This is a genomic window from Halomonas rhizosphaerae (assembly GCF_030010555.1).
Lineage (GTDB): Bacteria > Pseudomonadota > Gammaproteobacteria > Pseudomonadales > Halomonadaceae > Halomonas > Halomonas rhizosphaerae.
In genome coordinates, this window is record NZ_JASCQP010000046.1 from 1 (window position 1) to 16,389 (window position 16,389).

Annotated in this window: 15 protein-coding genes; 9 read left to right on the forward strand and 6 right to left on the reverse strand. The window is 68.1% G+C overall.

Features of this window, described 5'->3' with window-relative positions; all coding sequences use genetic code 11:
* Window positions 1-35 precede the first annotated feature (35 nt).
* The 6 genes from nhaC to QLQ83_RS19180 form a co-directional block, all read right to left on the reverse strand.
* Entirely contained in the window at window positions 36-1,484 is a 1,449-nt protein-coding gene (gene nhaC, locus QLQ83_RS19155) for a Na+/H+ antiporter NhaC (protein WP_282737078.1), read from the reverse strand.
* Between the two features lie 260 nt (window positions 1,485-1,744).
* Complete coding sequence (locus tag QLQ83_RS19160; protein WP_282737079.1) at window positions 1,745-2,923, reverse strand: acetyl-CoA C-acyltransferase; 1,179 nt, start codon at window positions 2,921-2,923, stop codon at window positions 1,745-1,747.
* A complete protein-coding gene (locus tag QLQ83_RS19165) occupies window positions 2,920-4,203 on the reverse strand; it encodes an ArgE/DapE family deacylase (protein ID WP_282737080.1) in 1,284 nt (427 codons plus the stop codon). The genes QLQ83_RS19160 and QLQ83_RS19165 overlap by 4 nt, the downstream gene beginning before the upstream one ends.
* Window positions 4,203-4,856 carry a 3-oxoacid CoA-transferase subunit B gene (locus QLQ83_RS19170; RefSeq protein WP_282737081.1) on the reverse strand — a complete coding sequence of 218 codons (654 nt, stop codon included), beginning with the start codon at window positions 4,854-4,856 and terminating at the stop codon, window positions 4,203-4,205. The genes QLQ83_RS19165 and QLQ83_RS19170 overlap by 1 nt, the downstream gene beginning before the upstream one ends.
* Window positions 4,846-5,547 (reverse strand): CoA transferase subunit A, encoded by a 702-nt coding sequence (locus tag QLQ83_RS19175; RefSeq protein WP_282737082.1) that lies wholly within the window; start codon window positions 5,545-5,547, stop codon window positions 4,846-4,848. The genes QLQ83_RS19170 and QLQ83_RS19175 overlap by 11 nt, the downstream gene beginning before the upstream one ends.
* Window positions 5,548-5,553: 6 nt before the next feature.
* Window positions 5,554-6,927, reverse strand: a complete 1,374-nt coding sequence (locus tag QLQ83_RS19180; protein ID WP_282737083.1) for an aminotransferase family protein — start codon at window positions 6,925-6,927, stop codon at window positions 5,554-5,556.
* Window positions 6,928-7,033: 106 nt separating this feature from the next.
* On the opposite strand from QLQ83_RS19180, the gene QLQ83_RS19185 reads away from it, so the two are divergent.
* The 9 genes from QLQ83_RS19185 to QLQ83_RS19225 all read left to right on the forward strand — a co-directional run bounded on the left by QLQ83_RS19185 (window position 7,034) and on the right by QLQ83_RS19225 (window position 16,280).
* Entirely contained in the window at window positions 7,034-7,945 is a 912-nt protein-coding gene (locus QLQ83_RS19185) for a LysR family transcriptional regulator (RefSeq protein ID WP_282737084.1), read from the forward strand.
* An 87-nt stretch (window positions 7,946-8,032) separates the two neighbouring features.
* A complete protein-coding gene (locus QLQ83_RS19190; RefSeq protein ID WP_282737085.1) occupies window positions 8,033-9,064 on the forward strand; it encodes a histone deacetylase family protein in 1,032 nt (343 codons plus the stop codon).
* A 67-nt stretch (window positions 9,065-9,131) separates the two neighbouring features.
* Window positions 9,132-9,269, forward strand: a complete 138-nt coding sequence (locus QLQ83_RS19195; protein WP_282737086.1) for a hypothetical protein — start codon at window positions 9,132-9,134, stop codon at window positions 9,267-9,269.
* A gap of 192 nt (window positions 9,270-9,461) precedes the next feature.
* Window positions 9,462-11,723: a putative bifunctional diguanylate cyclase/phosphodiesterase gene (locus QLQ83_RS19200; RefSeq protein ID WP_282737087.1), complete on the forward strand. Its 2,262-nt coding sequence runs from the start codon at window positions 9,462-9,464 to the stop codon at window positions 11,721-11,723.
* A gap of 138 nt (window positions 11,724-11,861) precedes the next feature.
* Window positions 11,862-13,817: a DNA polymerase III subunit gamma/tau gene (dnaX, locus tag QLQ83_RS19205; protein WP_282737088.1), complete on the forward strand. Its 1,956-nt coding sequence runs from the start codon at window positions 11,862-11,864 to the stop codon at window positions 13,815-13,817.
* A 46-nt stretch (window positions 13,818-13,863) separates the two neighbouring features.
* Window positions 13,864-14,190, forward strand: a complete 327-nt coding sequence (locus QLQ83_RS19210; RefSeq protein ID WP_282737089.1) for a YbaB/EbfC family nucleoid-associated protein — start codon at window positions 13,864-13,866, stop codon at window positions 14,188-14,190.
* Window positions 14,191-14,212: 22 nt separating this feature from the next.
* The gene (gene recR / locus QLQ83_RS19215; RefSeq protein ID WP_282737090.1) at window positions 14,213-14,818 is read left to right on the forward strand and encodes a recombination mediator RecR; all 606 of its coding nucleotides are present in this window, start codon (window positions 14,213-14,215) and stop codon (window positions 14,816-14,818) included.
* A gap of 26 nt (window positions 14,819-14,844) precedes the next feature.
* Complete coding sequence (gene rnd, locus QLQ83_RS19220; protein ID WP_282737091.1) at window positions 14,845-15,972, forward strand: ribonuclease D; 1,128 nt, start codon at window positions 14,845-14,847, stop codon at window positions 15,970-15,972.
* Window positions 15,969-16,280 carry a YcgL domain-containing protein gene (locus tag QLQ83_RS19225; protein WP_282737092.1) on the forward strand — a complete coding sequence of 104 codons (312 nt, stop codon included), beginning with the start codon at window positions 15,969-15,971 and terminating at the stop codon, window positions 16,278-16,280. Before rnd ends, QLQ83_RS19225 begins: the two co-directional genes overlap by 4 nt.
* Window positions 16,281-16,389: the final 109 nt, after the last annotated feature.

Genomic DNA, 16,389 nt, shown 5'->3' on the forward strand with positions numbered 1-16,389 from the left:
CGGCGCCCCCTTCTTGTGCATGGTGCGAGTGTCGGTCAGCCGAGCTGCACTTCCTGCTGGCGGTAGGTGTTGACGTCGTTGCGCTCCCCCTCACGCCAGATGAAGAGGTTGAACATGGCGTAGAGCACGGCGATGACCGGGGTGATCAGGGCCAGGAAGGTCCATCCCATGTAGTCCCAGGCCGACACGTCCAGCACGCCCATGTAGTAGGCGCCGCCCAGGCCCCAGGGCACGAGGGGGGACGTCACGGTGGCGGAGTCCTCGCAGGTGCGCGAGCACACGGACGGCAGGATCTTGAGCTTGCGATAGGCCGGCACCAGCATGCGACCGGGAATGATGATGGCGATGTACTGGCTCGCGGAGAACAGGTTGGTGGCGAGAGCGGCGAAGACGTGTGTCACGATCAGCCCCCGCGCGTTGCTCACCAGCTTGCCCATCCGCTCGAGCAGCACCTCCAGCATGCGGGTCTTTTCCAGCAGGCCGCCGAGGCTGAGGCCAATGAAGCCCAGCGAGATGGTCCACATCATCTCCTGCAGGCCACCGCGGCTCAGCAGGCTGTCCACCGACTCGACACCGGTTTCGGAGACATAGCCGTAGTTCATGAAGTTCATCATGTCGCCGATCCCCACCCCCTGGATCGCGACCGCCATGGCGCCCCCCACCAGGCTGCCGATGACCATGACGGCCAAGGCACTGACCCGGCGATAGGCCAGCACGAGCACCACCAGGGGCGGCAGGAAGGCGAGCAGGCCGACCGAGTAGTTCTCCTGGATGCCCTGAAGCAGGCGGTCGGTTCTTGAGGTGTCGACGCCGCCGCTGTCGAAGCCCATGCCGATGAAGAAGAACAGCGCCGCCGAAATGACCAGCGCGGGACCGGTGGTATAGAACATGGAGCGGATGTGATCGAACAGGTCGGCCTCGGCGACCCCCGCCGCCAGGTTGGTGGAGTCGGAGACCGGCGAGATCTTGTCGCCGAAGATGGCGCCAGAGATGACGGCCCCCGCGGTCATGGCGGCGGGGACGTCGAGGCCCGTGCCGATGCCCATGAAGGCGACGCCGAAGGTCGCGGCGGTGGTCCAGGAACTGCCCGTGACCAGCGAGGCAATGGCACACACGATCACGGCGGTGAACAGGAAGTAGGCAGGGTTGATCAGCTGCAGGCCGTAATACACCAGCGACGGGATGGTGCCCGAGGCGATCCAGCTGGCGACGAGGACCCCGACCATCATCAGGATCAGCATCGGCAGCATGGCGATCTCGCAGCCATACAGGATGCCCTTCTGGATATCGTGCCAGGTGAACCCCGACACCAGGGCGATGACGGCAGTGACCGCGATGGCGAAGATCAGCGAGATATGGGTGACCCAGTCTTCACCGAGGATGAAGATCTGGGCGAACATCATGAAGCAGAGAAAGCCGATACAGCTCACCGCCCCCAGGAACGAGGGGCGTATGGACGTATCGTTGGTTGTTGTATTTGGCATGTGGTGCTCCTTTCAGGAGTGGGGCATCACTGGCCGATATCGGGATCGGCGTGACGCGAGTTCTCGTGTGGTGACCGTTGGCGCCGTGAGGGGCCGCCGCCCTGGCGTGATGACCCTGTCCTTCGGGCCGCACGCGTGGCGCTTATGGCGATGGGGCTCGGCGCCGCTTGCCGGATAGTGGCGGGCCTGGTGCGCAGGAGAAGTCGGCTGGCGATGGCATGGTGGAATCCTCTTCTTTCTCGGTGGAGGCGCGGCGATGCTCAGCAGCGTTCCAGGATCATCGCGATCCCCTGTCCTCCGCCGATGCAGGCGGCGGCACAACCATAGCGCCCCTGCCGGTGCTGCAGGGTCCGGGCCAGGGTTCCCGCGAGGCGGATGCCGGTGGCTCCCAGCGGGTGCCCGAGGGCCAGTGCGCCGCCGAAGACATTCACGCGCTCGGGGTCGAGACCCAGGGTTTGCATGGCGTAGAGCGGCACGGCGCTGAAGGCCTCGTTGATCTCCCAGGCATCGATGTCATCGATGCCCAGTCCGGCGGCGCCGAGCACCCGCTCGATGGCGGCTGCCGCGCCGGCGCCCATGCGCTCGGGCGTCACCCCGCAGTCGACCACCTCGACCACCCGCGCCAGCGGCGAGAGCCCGTGCCGGGCGAGGGCGTCCTCGGACATCACCAGCGCGGCCCCGGCGCCCGAGGTCAGCGGCGAGCTGTTGCCGGCGGTGACCCGGCCGCCTTCGACGAAGGCCGGATCGAGACCGGCCAGGCGTTCCAGGCTGGTATCGGGGCGGATGTTGGCGTCGGCGGCGACCACCTCGCCGGCCAGGTTGGTCAGGGCCAGGCGCTCGCCATCGAACCAGCCGGCCGCTTCGGCCCGGGCGGCCCGCTGGTGGGAACGCAGCGCGAAGGCATCCATGGCCTCCCGGGTGATGCCGCTTTCCCGGGCCAGGCGCTCGGCGGTCAGGCCCATGTTCATGGCCACGCTCAGGTCCAGTTCGGCGGTGCTCTGGAGGGCCTCGGGGACCGTCAGCACGCCTTCCTGAAAGAGGCTCGGGCCCATCGGCACCCGCGACATGTTCTCGACGCCGCCGGCCACGCCGGCCTGGATGGCGCCGGCCTGGATCTCGCGCACCGTGCCGCGCAGGGCCGCCAGGCTCGAGCCACACTGCTGGTCGATCTGCCGCGAGGCGCAGCCAACCCCCAGGCGAGAGAGCCACTGCGGATAGCGTCCGCCGAAGCTCCACTGCTCCTTCACCGGCAGCGCGCAGCCCACGCCCAGGTCCTCGATCAGGTCGCCCTCGATCCCGCGACGGGTCAGCAGGGCATCGATCACCTGGGCGAGCAGGGCGTCGCCGCGCTGGCCCGACCAGGCATCGACTTCGGGCTTGCGGGGATGGGCGCGGGTGAAGGCGCTGCGCGCATAGTCGACGAGATAGGCGGCGTTCATGAGGCGCTCCTAGGGGGGGCATCGCCGCTGCCCCAGCGGCTGATGAACAGGGCATAGGTGGTCAGCACCCGGCGGATGGAGTCGATCTCGACGCATTCGTCGACTCCGTGGATGCGCTGGGCGACCGGGCCATAGCAGGTGCCGTTGATGCCGCCGGACACATGGAAGGCGCGCAGGTCGGTGGTGCAGGTCGAGAGGTAGTGAGCCGGCGGCTCACCGACCAGGTCCTCGTGGCAGCGCGACAGCAGTCGGATGCCGGGGGTCTCCAGGTCGACCAGGTGGCCCTCGGAGCGGAAGCCATGGAACTCGACCCGGGGTGCGGGCGAGCCGTCGTCCATCGCCTGGTGATGGTCGTCGATCACCTGGCGGACGCGCGCCATGACCTCGTCGGGACTGATGCCCGGCGGGAAGCCGACTCGGCCCTCGAGAATGGCGTGGGCCGGCACGCTGGAGGCCCAATTGCCGCCCTCGATCCTGCCGATACTGAGGTTGAAGGGGTGGTCCAGGGCCGCGTAGGGCGCGGGGCGGGGCAGGGCATTGATCTCGGCTTCCAGTGCCTTGAAGGCCGGCAGGTAGCCCTGCAGGGTCTCGATGGCGTTGCTGCCGGCGCGGGTGTCGAGCACGTGGGCGGGCACGCCGTCGATGCGCATGCGAAACCACAGCACCCCCACCTGGCCGCTGTAGATCTGCGTGCCGAAGGGCTCTGGGATCAGCACGAAGTCGCCGCTGTAGCCCTGGTGCAGGCAGGCCAGGGCGCCGTTGCCGGTGCACTCCTCCTCGATCACGGTCTGCAGGGTCAGCGGGAAGTCGATCTCCACGCCGGCCTCGCGCACGGCCTGCACGGCCATCACCATGGCGGCGATGCCCGCCTTCATGTCCCCGGCGCCGCGGCCATACAGCCAGCCATCCTGCTCCCAGGGTTCCCAGGGGGGGCGTGACCACATGTCGGTGGGTTCGGCCGGCACCACGTCCAGGTGGCCGTTGAACACCAGGTGGGGCCCTTCGGCGCCCGGGTTGAGCCGGGAGACCACGTTGTGGCGACCCTCGGTCGACCAGCGGGTCGGGACCCGGTGAGGGTGGTCGGCAAAGCCCGGCGCATCGAGGGCCACGCGCTCCACCGGCAGGTCGAGGCGCTTCAGCCACTGCTCCATGGTGGCCAGCGCCCCGTGCTCCTGGCCCAGCACGCTGTAGCCGCGGACCAGGTCCCGCGTCAGCATCAGGGTGTCGTCCATCAGGGCCTCGCAGCGCGCGAGGATGCGTTCTTCCGTGGCGTTGAGCATCAGAACCTCCCCAGCCGCTCTTCGTCGATGATCAGGTCGGCCTCGGTGGCCGCGCGCAGCGTGGCCACGTCGAGGCCCTCGGCGATGTCCAGCACCTCGAGTCCGGCATCGGTCACCTGCATCACGGCCTTCTCGGTGATGATGAGCGTGACGCAGCGCGGCGCCGTCAGCGGCAGCCGACATTGCCGCAGGATCTTGGGCTGGCCGTGCTTGTCGTTGTGCGAGCAGAGCACCACCAGGGTCTCGACCTTCTGGGCGAGTTCCATGGCGCCGCCGATGCCCGGGGAGAACTTGCCGGGGATCTTCCAGTTGGCCAGGTTGCCCTGCTGATCGACCTCGAAGGCGCCCATGAAGGTGACGTCCACCCGGCTGCGACGGATCATCGCGAAGGAGAGCGCGCTATCGAAGACGCTGGCGCCGGGGCGCGCGCCGATGTAGGCGCCGCCCGAGTCGATCATCTCGAGGTCGGGCTCGCCACCGGCAACGAGGGGCTGGCAGCCCAGCACACCGTTCTCGGAGTGCACCAGTACCTCCATCTCCGGCGGCAGGTAATGGAAGAGCCGGGTGGGCAGGCCGATGCCGAGGTTGACGATCTGGCCGGGAGCCACCTCACGGGCGGCCCGGGCGAGGATCCTTTCCTGATCAGATGACATGGGCGCGCCTCCCCTGCTCGCTGGTGGCTTCATCGACCCGCACGACCTGGCTCACGAAGGCGCAGGGCGTATGGATGGTCTCGGGGGGCAGGTGGCCGGGAGCCTCGACCCGGAAGGCCTGGGCGATCACCCGGTCGGCCGCCATGGCCATCAGCGGGTTGAAGTTGATGGCGGTGCCGCGGTAGACGAGATTGCCGTAGGCATCCGCCAGGTCGGCATGGACCAGGGCCAGGTCGGCCCGGATGGCGGGCTCGATGGCCCATGTCTGGCCATCGCATTCGATCTCGCGGCGCCCCTCGGCGATCTCGGTGCCCAGGCCGATATCGGTCAGAAAGCCGTAGTGGCCGGCACCGGCACAGCGGATCTTCTCGGCCAGCAGGCCCTGGGGGTGCATCTCCACCGCCAGGCGGCCCTGGTTCATCTCCTCGATGGCGACCCGGTTGAGACCGATATGCGAGGTGATCAGGCGGTCGACACGGCCGGCGCGGATCAGCCGGCCGATGCCGATATCCGGCTCGTTGGCATCGTTCTTGATCAGCGTCAGGTGCTTCTGGCCCTGGGCCAGAAGCTCGTCGAGCAGCGCGAAGGGGGTGCCAGGCGAGCCGAAGCCGCCGACCATGATCGAGGCCCCATCGGGGATGGTGGCGATGGCCGCCTCGATCGTGGCGTGTTTCTGGTTGAGCAGTGTCATGGGGTCTCAGCCTGTGATTCCGTTGGCGGTAGCGGCGGCGATGTCCGCGATCAGCGATGCCACCACCTCCCGGTCGAGCCGGTCGAGGGCACGGGCGAGCCGCTCGAGCAGCAGCTCCGTCTCGCTCTCGCTGATGGTGAAGGGCGGGCTGACCAGGAAGTGGTCGCCGGCCAGGCCGTTCAGTGTGCGCCGGGGGTAGATCAGCAGCCCTTCCGCCTTGGCCAGGGCCGTCACTCTGGCGTAGAGGTTGGCCTCGGCGGGGAAGGGCGTCTTCTCCACGGGATCCATGACCAGCTCCACGCCCCACAGCAGGCCGAGACCTCGCACATCACCGATCCAGGGATAGCGTGACTGAAGCGCTTCCAGGCCCTGCCTGAGCTGGGCGCCCCGAGCCTGGACGTTGTCCAGCAAGCCTTCACGACGGATGGCCTCGACGGCGGCCAGCCCGGTGGCACAGGCCAGGGGGTTGCCGGCATAGGTATGGCCGTGCTGGAAGCCGCCGTTGGCCATCACCGTCTCGACGATGGCCTCGCGGCACAGCAGTGCCCCCACCGGGTAGTAGCCGGCCCCCAGCCCCTTGGCAGTGGTCAGGAGGTCGGGCGCCACGCCCCACTGCTGGTAGGCGAACCAGGTGCCCGTTCGCCCCACGCCACACAGCACCTCGTCGAAGATGAGCAGGCAGCCGAACTCGTCGCACAGTCGGCGAATACCTTCCAGGTAGTCCTTGTCGACCAGGCGTGCCCCGGTGCTGGCGCCGCCGACGGGCTCGATCACGATGGCGATGATGGTATCGCCGCCGGCCACCTCGATCGCCGCGCGGGTTTCGTCGAGGACGCGGCGGATATAGGCGTCACGGCCGCCGTCCGTCTGGCGATAGAAGTCCGGCCCGGGCACCTTGATGGAACCGGATGTGATGCTGACGAAGGGCGCCTCCAAGGGCTGATAGCCGGTCAGGCCCAGCGCTCCCAGGGTGCTGCCATGATAGGAGGGACGCAGCGACACGAAGTGGCGGCGCTGCGACTCGCCTCGCGCGACGTAGTACTGTCGGGCCAGCTTGATGGCCGACTCGACGGCCTCGGAGCCGCTCGAGACGAAGAACACCTTCTCCAGCTCGCCCTCGGTCATCTCGACCAGTGCCTCGGCCAGTGCCACGGCGGGCGCATTCTCGAACTGGGTGCGGTAGGTGAAGGCGACCCGGTCCAACTGGGCCAGCATGGCATTACGGATATCCTGCCGGCCGTGGCCGAGGTTGCAGGAGATGGCGCCGGCGCAGCCGTCGAGGTATTCCTTGCCTTGGGTGTCCCACAGGAAGACGCCGTGGCCGTGACTGACTTCCGGCATGGCGGGTCCGGCCTGGTAGAACAGGGGAGAGGTCGTCATCGTGTCGATCCGTTGTGGTTGTGTAGTCGGGATGTCGTCAGTCTAGGTAGCATCGACAACTCATTTCAATATATGATGTTTTTAACGAATACGATGAGTTTCAGTCATGGCCGACGTCAACATCCACTCCCTCAAGGCGCTTGCCATCTTCAAGACGCTGTTCGAGGCGGGCTCCGCCTCGCAGGCGGCCAGGACCCTGGGCATCACCCAGTCGGGGGTCAGTCGTTCCCTGTCCCAGCTGGAACAGAATCTGGGGCTTGAGCTGTTCCTGCGCGAGAAGAACCGCCTGGTTGCCACCCCCGAGGCGCGGGAGCTCTATGAGGAGATCTTGCGACTGATGGGCAATATCGATGAACTGCGCCACAGCGTGCTGGCGCTCAAGGAGTTCGGCACCTCGCGGCTGCGTATCGCGGCCATTCCGGGGCTGGCGTTCGGCTTCGTGCCGCGGCTGATCGCCGCGCTGCTCGAGGACAACCGCGGCTTCAGCATCAGCTTTGACATGATGTCGAGCCACGATGTGCTCAGGGAGGTGGAGTCCGGCCATGCCGATATCGGCTTCGTGACGCTGCCGGCCAGCTCTCGTGTGCTGCGGGTCGAGGAGTGGCTGACCACCCAGGCCCGCTGCCTGATCCCCAGGGGGCATCCCCTGGAGTCCCGGACAACGGTGACCGTCGGGGATCTCAAGGACGAGTATCTGGTGATCAGCAACCAGCCCAACGTCGGGGCCGACCCGCTGCTCAACCTGGCCACCACCCATGGCATCCATATCGCCGGCAAGACCGAGGCCAATATCGGGGCCATCACAGCCCTGGTGGCCAATGGCGTCGGTCTCAGCGTGATGAATCCCATCACCGCCAGCGACCAGCTCTCTCCGCGGGACGGGGTGGTGATGCTGCCCTTTACCCCCGAGATCGACTTCAGTTTCGGACTGGTCTATCGCGAGGACTGGAAGCATGCCCGGGCCCTGGACTTCATCCGCGGCTGTGGTCGCGACCTGCTGCGGGACTATCCCGGTTGAGGTCCGCCGTTATGCCCTTCCGGGATATCATGCCGGCTGTGGCAGCACCGCCCTCAGCCTCCCATCCGACGAGGTTTCACGAGCATCATGCATACCTTCCACAGCGAACTGACCAAGCGCCGCAGAGCCCGCACGGAACTGGATGGCGGCCAGCTGGTGACCCCCTACGAGTGCCCCGAGCGCGTCGACCTGGTGCTGCAGCGGGTCCGGGAGACCGGTCTCGGCGAGGTACGCGAGCCGGTCGTTCATGGACTCGAGCCCGTGCTGGCGGTCCATGATCGAGGGTATGTCGAGTTCCTCGAACACTGCTGGACGGACTGGGTCGCTGCCGGTCGTCAGGGCGAGGCGATTGCCTGGATCTGGCCCACCCGGACCATGCCGGGACGGGTCATCCCCGAGCACATCGACGGTCGGCTCGGCCACTATGCGCTGGGAGCCGATACCTCGATCTGCGAGGGCACCTTCGAGGCGGCCATGGCCAGCAAGGACATCGCGCTCTCCGCGGTAGACCACGTGCTGGCGACCGGCGAGCCGGCCTTCGGCCTGTGCCGTCCGCCGGGCCACCATGCCGCGACCGACCAGTTCGGTGGCTACTGTTTCTTCAACAACGCCGCCATCGCCGCCCAGCGTGCGCTCGACGCCGGCCGGTCGCGAGTCGCGGTACTGGACATCGACTTCCACCATGGCAACGGTACCCAGCAGATCTTCTACGCGCGCGACGACGTGCTCTTCCTTTCCCTGCATGGCGACCCACGGCACTGCTTCCCCTACTTCCTGGGGCATGCCGACGAGACCGGCGAAGGGGCAGGCGAGGGCTTCAACGCCAACTACCCCATGGCGCCGGGGACCGGCTACGCCCGCTGGGTGGAGGCGCTGGAGGATGCCAAGGCGCGCATGCTCGATGCCGGCTGCGAGCTGCTGGTGGTCTCCCTGGGCGTGGATGCCTTCGAACACGACCCCATCAGTGCCTTCCGGCTCGCCAGCGACGATTTCACCGACGTCGGGCGTCGGCTGAGGCAACTGGGCCTGCCCACCGTCTTCCTGCTCGAGGGCGGTTACGCCGTGGCCGAGATCGGCCTCAATGCGGTAAACGTGCTAAGCGGTTTCGAGGGGGACTGAGACGCTCCGGCCTTCACTGATGGCATGCCCATTGTAAGGGGAGGGCATCCTCTGCGGTGCCGCTCTGGTGGCCGCGGTTCACCTCGACCATCTGCCGCATTTTCAGGGCAGGGACATCGTCGTCATCCCCCACGACAGCGCCGAACGCTACCTCTCTTCGGCGCTCTCCGAGGGGCGTTTCGGCGAGCAGGAGAGCGTGCAGTAGCGTCTCAACCGCCATGGCAGCCGTCGGCGGGCTTGGCGTTTAACCAGCGTGAGGCCACACTAGGGCCCGAAGCGGCCAGGAAAGAAGCATGCACGACGATCCAGGGTATAACGATGCCGTTCGGGCGAGGTGCGAAGCCGGTATGCGGTTCGCACGGATTGCTGGCGATTCTCTCCCGGGTGGCCCGCAGTGATGCGGCGATCGCAGCGGCGCATCGTGCTGCTGGCCATGCTCGGCATCCTGGTCACCGGTACCCTGGTGGGCCTTGCCACCGCCTGGCCGCTGTTCCAGGCCCACCGCCAGGCGCTTGAGACCAATACCCTGGTCAGCGCCTCGGCCCAGGCGGAATCCCTGGAGCACCTGCTGGCACGCTACAGGGACCTGGCCAGGCAGTTCACCAGCCGCACCGAGATCCGCCGCCGCCTGGCACGCTATGCCGAGCAGGCACTGGATCGTCAGTCGCTGGTCGCCTTCACCACGCCGCGGCTGGTGGATGCCATGCTGCAGTCCCCCGGTCTGATAGGGCTGGTGCGGCTGGGCCCGGCGGGCCAGCCGCTGGTGACGCTCGGCCGCACGCCCTGGCCGTCGCCGAGCCCTGAGGTGATGGAGGCCACTCGCCCCGGCACCATTCGACTGGTCAGGCAGGACGATGAACTGCTGCTGGAGGTAGCGGCACCGATCATTTCCCAAGGCAGCGAGCGCATCGGCACCGACGTGCTCTATTTCGACCCGGCGGCCGTCACGGCGCTGCTCGCCGATACCACGCGCTTTGGTGGTGACTCCCGGCAGTGGCTGCTGGGGCCGCCCGGCGAGACCCTGCTGGCGCAGGGTGAAGAGGGGGCGCTGATGCCGGCCGAATCGGCGACGCTGGTGCCGGGTCGGGTCCTCGAGGCCCTGGAGGGGGGGCGTGCCGGGCTGTTCCGCGAGGGCGGCTGGCGGGGTGACCGGGTAGTGGTGCATGTGCCCCTGGCCTCTCCCGGCTGGGCGCTGCTGGTGCAGATTCCCGCCCGGACGTTCTACGGCTCGGTCTACCAGGAGCTGCTCTGGCCCGCCATCCTGGTGCTGGTGCTGATGGCGCTGGGTGCCTTCGCCACGGCACGCACCATCAGTCCGCTGCTGTCACGCATCACCGACCAGGCCGGGCGGCTGCGCATCTCGGCCAACTATGATCCTCTGACCGGCCTGCCTAACCGGGCGCATCTCAACCAGCGTCTGGACAGGGCTCTGGCGCGGGCCGACGAGGCCCATGGGCAGCTGGCGGTGCTGTTTCTCGACCTGGACCATTTCAAGGGCATCAACGATAGCCTGGGCCATCCGCTCGGGGATCGCTTGCTCCAGGCGGTGGGCCAGCGACTGGTCCGGGTGGTGCGCGACGAGGACGCCCTGGGACGGCTGGGGGGAGACGAGTTCCTGCTGGTGATGGAGCACCTCCATGAGCCTGCCGATGCTGGCCGGGTCGCACAGAAGCTGATCGATGCCCTGGTGCAGCCCTTCGATATCGACGAGCACGAGATCTTCATCGGCGCCTCCATCGGCATCAGCCTCTATCCGCGTGACGGGCGTAGTGCCGAGGAACTGATCCAGCACGCCGACACCGCCATGTACGGCGCCAAGGCGCTCAAGCGCAACACCTGGGCGTTCTTCACCCCCGAGCTCGGCGAGGCGAGCCGCGAGCGCTTCGCCATGGATACCGGGCTGCGACGCGCCCTGGAGCGTGACGAGCTGGTGCTGCATTTTCAGCCCCAGGCCAGGGTGGAGGGAGGCCAGGTGTTCGGGGCCGAGGCCCTGGTGCGCTGGACGACCCCCGAGGGCCAGCTGGTCGGCCCCGGGCGCTTCATCGCCCTGGCCGAGGAGGCCGGCCTGATTCATGCGATTGGCCGCTGGGTGCTGCGGGAGGCCTGTCACCAGGCGCGGCAATGGGAGCTCAGGGGCCTGCCGCTGCGGGTCTCGGTCAACCTCTCGGGGTTGCAGGTGGTGCAGGGTGACATCGTCGGTGACGTGCGGACCGCGCTGCACGAGAGCGGGCTGTCGCCTTCGCGACTGGAGCTCGAGATCACCGAGGGCTTCGTGATCGGTCATGCCGACGAGGGACTCGAGCGGCTTCACGGCTTGCGCCTGCTGGGCGTCGAACTGGCCGTGGACGACTTCGGTACCGGCTACTCCTCGCTCTCCTACCTCAAGCGCCTGCCGGTGCAGTGCCTGAAGATCGACCAGTCCTTCGTCGCCGATGTGCCAGGTGATCCTGATGACGAGACGATCGTCGCCGCCATCCTGTCGATCGCCGAGCGCCTGGGGCTGGACGTGATTGCCGAGGGGGTGGAGACCGCCGAGCAGCTGGACTTCCTGAAGGCCCTGGGCTGTCCCGCCTATCAGGGCGACTACCTCAGTCCGCCACTTACGGCCGAGCAGTTCGAGCACCGCTGGGGCGGCGGGTGGCTGGTTCGCGAGGCCTGAGCCGGGTGCCGCTTCCCGCGGGGCGCCCCGGTCGCTAGAATGGCTTGTTCCAGTCGGGCATCGGGCCCGGTCATTGCAGGCCCCGGCGTCCGTCACCCCACAGCTGCTGTTCGCTTTACCGCAAGGATCCCGCGCTGCATGAGCTATCAGGTTCTGGCCCGCAAGTGGCGACCGCGTACCTTCCATGAACTGGTCGGCCAGGAGCATGTCCAGCGCGCGCTGGTCAATGCCCTGGACCAGGGGCGTCTGCACCACGCCTACCTGTTCACCGGGACCCGCGGGGTGGGCAAGACCACCCTGGCACGGATCCTGGCCAAGTGCCTGAACTGCACGGCAAATGGCCAGGGCGACGCGGGCGTGACCTCGACGCCCTGCGGCGAGTGCGACAGCTGTCGCTCCATCGACGAGGGGCGCTTCGTCGACCTGATCGAGGTCGACGCGGCCTCGCGCACCAAGGTGGAAGATACCCGCGAACTGCTCGACAATGTCCAGTACGCGCCGACCCAGGGACGCTACAAGGTGTACCTCATCGACGAGGTGCACATGCTCTCCACCAGCAGCTTCAATGCTCTGCTGAAGACCCTGGAGGAACCGCCGCCTCATGTGAAGTTCCTGCTGGCGACCACCGACCCGCAGAAGCTGCCCCCCACGGTGCTGTCACGCTGCCTGCAGTTCACCCTCAAGCACATGCCCCCCGAGCGCATCGTCGGCCACCTGGCCAAGGTGCTGGAGGCCGAGGGGGTGCCCTTCGAGGAGAGTGCCCTTTGGCTGCTGGGCAAGGCCGCCGAGGGCTCCATGCGCGATGCCATGAGCCTCACCGACCAGGCGATCGCCTTCGGCCAGGGCGAGGTGCACCATGCCGACGTGGCGGCGATGCTCGGCACCCTCGACCATCGCCATGTCCTGGCGCTGGTCGAGGCCCTGGCCGCGGTGGATGCGCCCCGGCTGCTTGCCGAGGTGGCCGCCCTGGCCGAGCAGGGCCCGGACTTCGCCGCGGTGCTGGACGACATCACCGGCGTGCTCCACCGCCTGGCCATCGCCCAGATGGTGCCCGATGCCGTGGACAACGGGCACGGCGACCGCGAGGCGCTGCTCCAGCTTGCCGCGCGCTTCACCGCGGAGGACATCCAACTCTACTACCAGATCGGCATCCAGGGCCGTGGCGACATGGAACATGCTCCGGACCTGCGTACCGCCCTGGAGATGACCCTGCTGCGCATGCTGGCCTTCCGCCCCCAGGGTGTGCCGCGTCCCGCGCAGACGCCGCTGCCGCTGCGTGGCCAGGGTGATCCCGGCGGCGCGGGGTCGGGTGGCGAAACGCCCCCACAGGGTGGGTCGGTCCCCGAAGGAAACCCCGCATCCCGGTCCCCTCAGGCACCGTCCGAGGCGCGCCAGGCTCCCGACGAGACCCCGGCGGCCAGCCCGCCTCCCACCGCCCCTCCGGCGCCGACTGCCGAGGCCGTGTCGCCCCCATCACCGGACGATGTGCCTCCCCCGTGGGTCGAGCGGGAAGAGAACGGCGCGGAGGCGTCGGCACCTGTCGCGTCGAGAGGCGAGCCCGAGCCAGGCATGGCCGCGCCCTCTGCGTCGCCCGATCCCGGGACCCCGGTCCCGCCGGTCACGCGGGTGGTGCCGGAAGCAGCAAGCGCGGGAGCACAGGCGCCCGACTCCCCGGCTGCCACGGAAGGGCACTTCGGTCATGCCGACTGGCTGGCCTGCTTCGATTCGCTGGGGCTGGGTGGGCTCACCCGCAACCTGGCCGCCCATTGCGTGGTCGAGGCCGATGACGGCGAGTTGCTGACACTGCGCCTCGACCCCTCCCAGGAAGCGATGCAGGCCGAGGTCCACGAGACGCGCATTCGCGAGGCGCTGGCGGCCATCGGGGTCGGTCGCCGCCTGGCACTCGAGCCGGGGGCGATGCCCCCGGAGGTCGAGACCCCCAGGCAGCAGGCTGACCGCCTGGCCGCCCAGCGGCATGCCGAGGCGATTGAAGCCTTGAGCCGTGACCCCCATGTACAGAAACTGCAGCAGGCCTTCGGTGCGCGCCTGATCGAATCCACGGTCAAGCCCGCCGATGCCGAGGCTCGCGGTTGAGCCGCACCGCTGCCACCGATCACACCAACCACGAGAGGACTCCGCCATGATGAAGGGTGGAATGGGCAACCTGATGAAGCAGGCCCAGGAGATGCAGGAGAAGATGCAGCGCGTCCAGGAGGAGGTCGCCAAGGCCGAGGTTCTGGGCGAAGCCGGAGCCGGCATGGTCAAGGTGACCATGAACGGACGCCATGACGTGAGCAAGGTCGACATCGACCCCAGCGTCATGGAAGAGGACAAGGAGCTGCTCGAGGACCTGCTGGCCGCGGCCGTGAACGACGCGGTGCGCAAGGTGGAGGCCAGTTCCAAGGCCAAGATGGAGGAGGCGACGGCCGGCCTCAACCTGCCGCCGGGCTTCAAGATGCCCTTCTGATCGACGCCGAGACGGACCGCCGATGAGCTTTTCCCCGCTGGTCGAGAGACTGATGGAGTCGTTGCGCGTGCTGCCGGGTGTCGGGCCCAAGACGGCCCAGCGCATGGCCATGCACCTGCTCGAGCGTGACCGGGACGGCGGTCGGCGCCTGGTGGAGGCGCTGGGCGTGGCGCTGGAGCAGGTCGGCTATTGCCGACGCTGCCGGACCCTCACCGAGGAAGACGTCTGTAGCATCTGCTCCAGTGCGCGTCGCGACGATGATGTTCTCTGCGTGGTGGAATCTCCCGCCGACCAGCTGGCCATCGAGGAGGCCGGCGGTTACCGCGGCCGCTACTTCGTGCTGCATGGCCACCTCTCGCCGCTGGACGGCATCGGCCCCGAGGACATCGGCCTCGACCAGCTCGAGGCACGCGTCGCCGAGGGGGGCGTGGAGGAGGTGGTGCTTGCCACCAACCCCACCGTGGAGGGCGAGGCAACCGCCCACTACATCGCCGCCCAGCTCTCGCCCCTCGGCGTAAGTCTCTCGCGGCTGGCCTACGGTGTCCCCATGGGCGGTGAGCTCGAGTACGTCGACGGTGGCACCCTGAGCCGCGCCTTCAATGGTCGCCTGCCCTTCAGGGGCGAGTGACGCCCCTTTCCCTGCCGGAATCCTGCATGCCACTGACCCCCGAGATTCGCTGGATCGATACCCCCGAGGCCCTCGATGCCGCCTGCGCCGAGGTGGCGTCGGCCGACGTCATCGCCCTGGACACCGAGTTCTTCCGCGAGAGTACCTTCCATCCGGTGCCGGCGTTGATCCAGTTCACCGCAGGCGGCCCCGCCTTCCTGGTGGACCCCCTGGAGGTGGCCTGTACCGAGGCCTTCCGGCGGCTGCTCTCGTCCGGCCCCCTCAAGCTGCTGCATGCCTCCAGCGAGGACCTCGAGGTCTTCGCCCACTGGGCCGGCGTGCCGGTCGCGCCGCTGGTGGATACCCAGATCGCCCAGTCGCTGCTCGGCGAGGTGCCCTCCATGGGCTACCAGAAGCTGGTGGAGTTCTGGGTCGGCGAGACACTGCCCAAGGACGAGACCCGCTCCGACTGGCTCAAGCGCCCGCTCAGCGAGACCCAGCGGCTCTATGCCGCCCTCGACGTGGTCTACCTGCTGCAGGTGTGGCAGCACCAGCGGGAGGCGCTGGAGCGCCAGGGCCGTCGGTCCTGGGTCGAGGCGGACTGTGCCGACCTGGTGGCTCAGTCGGCCCGCAGCGACGCCGCCGATGGCCAGTGGTACCTGCGCCATCGCCAGCTGTGGCGGCTCTTGCCGCGCCAGGTGGAGGCCTACCGACGCCTGACCCGCTGGCGCGAGGGGGAAGCCAGACGTCGCGATGTGCCTCGGGGGTGGCTGGTGCCCGACCGGCTGCTCTACGCCATCGCCGAGCAGTTGCCGGAAAACCGCTATGAGCTGGCCCGGGTCGAGGGCCTCAAGCCGCCCCTGGTCAAGCGCGAGGGCGATGAGCTCCTTAGGCTGGTACGCGAGGCGCTGAGCGTCGACGAGAGCGAGTTGCCGCCGGCCCCGCTCTCGCCCATGGCCCCCGAATTCAAGCAGCGCCTCAAGGCACTGAAGAAGGTAGTGAATGCCGAGGCGGAAACGCTCGGCGTGGCGCCGGAGGTGCTGCTGAAACGGCGTGATCTGGAGGCCCTGGTGGGTGCCGATCTCACGGGCCAGCCGCTGCCGCTGCCCGGGGGCTGGCGCGGCGACCGACTGAATGCGGGCCTGACGGCGGCCCTCGAGGAGGTATCCCGATGAGCGATGACCGCATGCGCGGTAACAAGCTGCTGTGCGAGGTCTTCAAGAGCTCGCGCAAGGAGCAGATGTATCTCTACGTGGACAAGCGCCAGGGCCTCGTGGAGGTGCCCGAGGCGTTGCTCGAGCAGTTCGGCAAGCCGTTGCCGGCCATGACCCTGATCCTTACCCCCGAGAAATCGCTGGGGCGGGCCAGGGCAGCGGACGTCATGGCCGCCATCCGCGAGAAGGGCTATTACCTGCAGATGCCGCCGGCCAAGGAGGACTACCTGCTGGACCTCCATCGCACCCCCACCGAGGCACGCGACTAGTTTATCGCGCCCGCCGCCGCGCGAAATTCGCTTTTATCGCGCCCGACGCTGCGCGAAACTCGCTTTTATCGCCCCCGATGCCGCGCGAGACTCGCGGGATCCTATTCGA

Coding starts and splice junctions, on each gene's coding strand:
- QLQ83_RS19175 (WP_282737082.1), bottom strand. CDS start 5,547: ATGACACTGCTCAACCAGAAACACGCCACGATCGAGGCGGCCATCGCC.
- QLQ83_RS19185 (WP_282737084.1), top strand. CDS start 7,034: ATGGCCGACGTCAACATCCACTCCCTCAAGGCGCTTGCCATCTTCAAG.
- QLQ83_RS19210 (WP_282737089.1), top strand. CDS start 13,864: ATGATGAAGGGTGGAATGGGCAACCTGATGAAGCAGGCCCAGGAGATG.
- QLQ83_RS19200 (WP_282737087.1), top strand. CDS start 9,462: ATGCGGCGATCGCAGCGGCGCATCGTGCTGCTGGCCATGCTCGGCATC.
- QLQ83_RS19160 (WP_282737079.1), bottom strand. CDS start 2,923: ATGAACGCCGCCTATCTCGTCGACTATGCGCGCAGCGCCTTCACCCGC.
- QLQ83_RS19170 (WP_282737081.1), bottom strand. CDS start 4,856: ATGTCATCTGATCAGGAAAGGATCCTCGCCCGGGCCGCCCGTGAGGTG.
- rnd (WP_282737091.1), top strand. CDS start 14,845: ATGCCACTGACCCCCGAGATTCGCTGGATCGATACCCCCGAGGCCCTC.
- QLQ83_RS19190 (WP_282737085.1), top strand. CDS start 8,033: ATGCATACCTTCCACAGCGAACTGACCAAGCGCCGCAGAGCCCGCACG.
- QLQ83_RS19165 (WP_282737080.1), bottom strand. CDS start 4,203: ATGCTCAACGCCACGGAAGAACGCATCCTCGCGCGCTGCGAGGCCCTG.
- dnaX (WP_282737088.1), top strand. CDS start 11,862: ATGAGCTATCAGGTTCTGGCCCGCAAGTGGCGACCGCGTACCTTCCAT.
- nhaC (WP_282737078.1), bottom strand. CDS start 1,484: ATGCCAAATACAACAACCAACGATACGTCCATACGCCCCTCGTTCCTG.
- recR (WP_282737090.1), top strand. CDS start 14,213: ATGAGCTTTTCCCCGCTGGTCGAGAGACTGATGGAGTCGTTGCGCGTG.
- QLQ83_RS19225 (WP_282737092.1), top strand. CDS start 15,969: ATGAGCGATGACCGCATGCGCGGTAACAAGCTGCTGTGCGAGGTCTTC.
- QLQ83_RS19180 (WP_282737083.1), bottom strand. CDS start 6,927: ATGACGACCTCTCCCCTGTTCTACCAGGCCGGACCCGCCATGCCGGAA.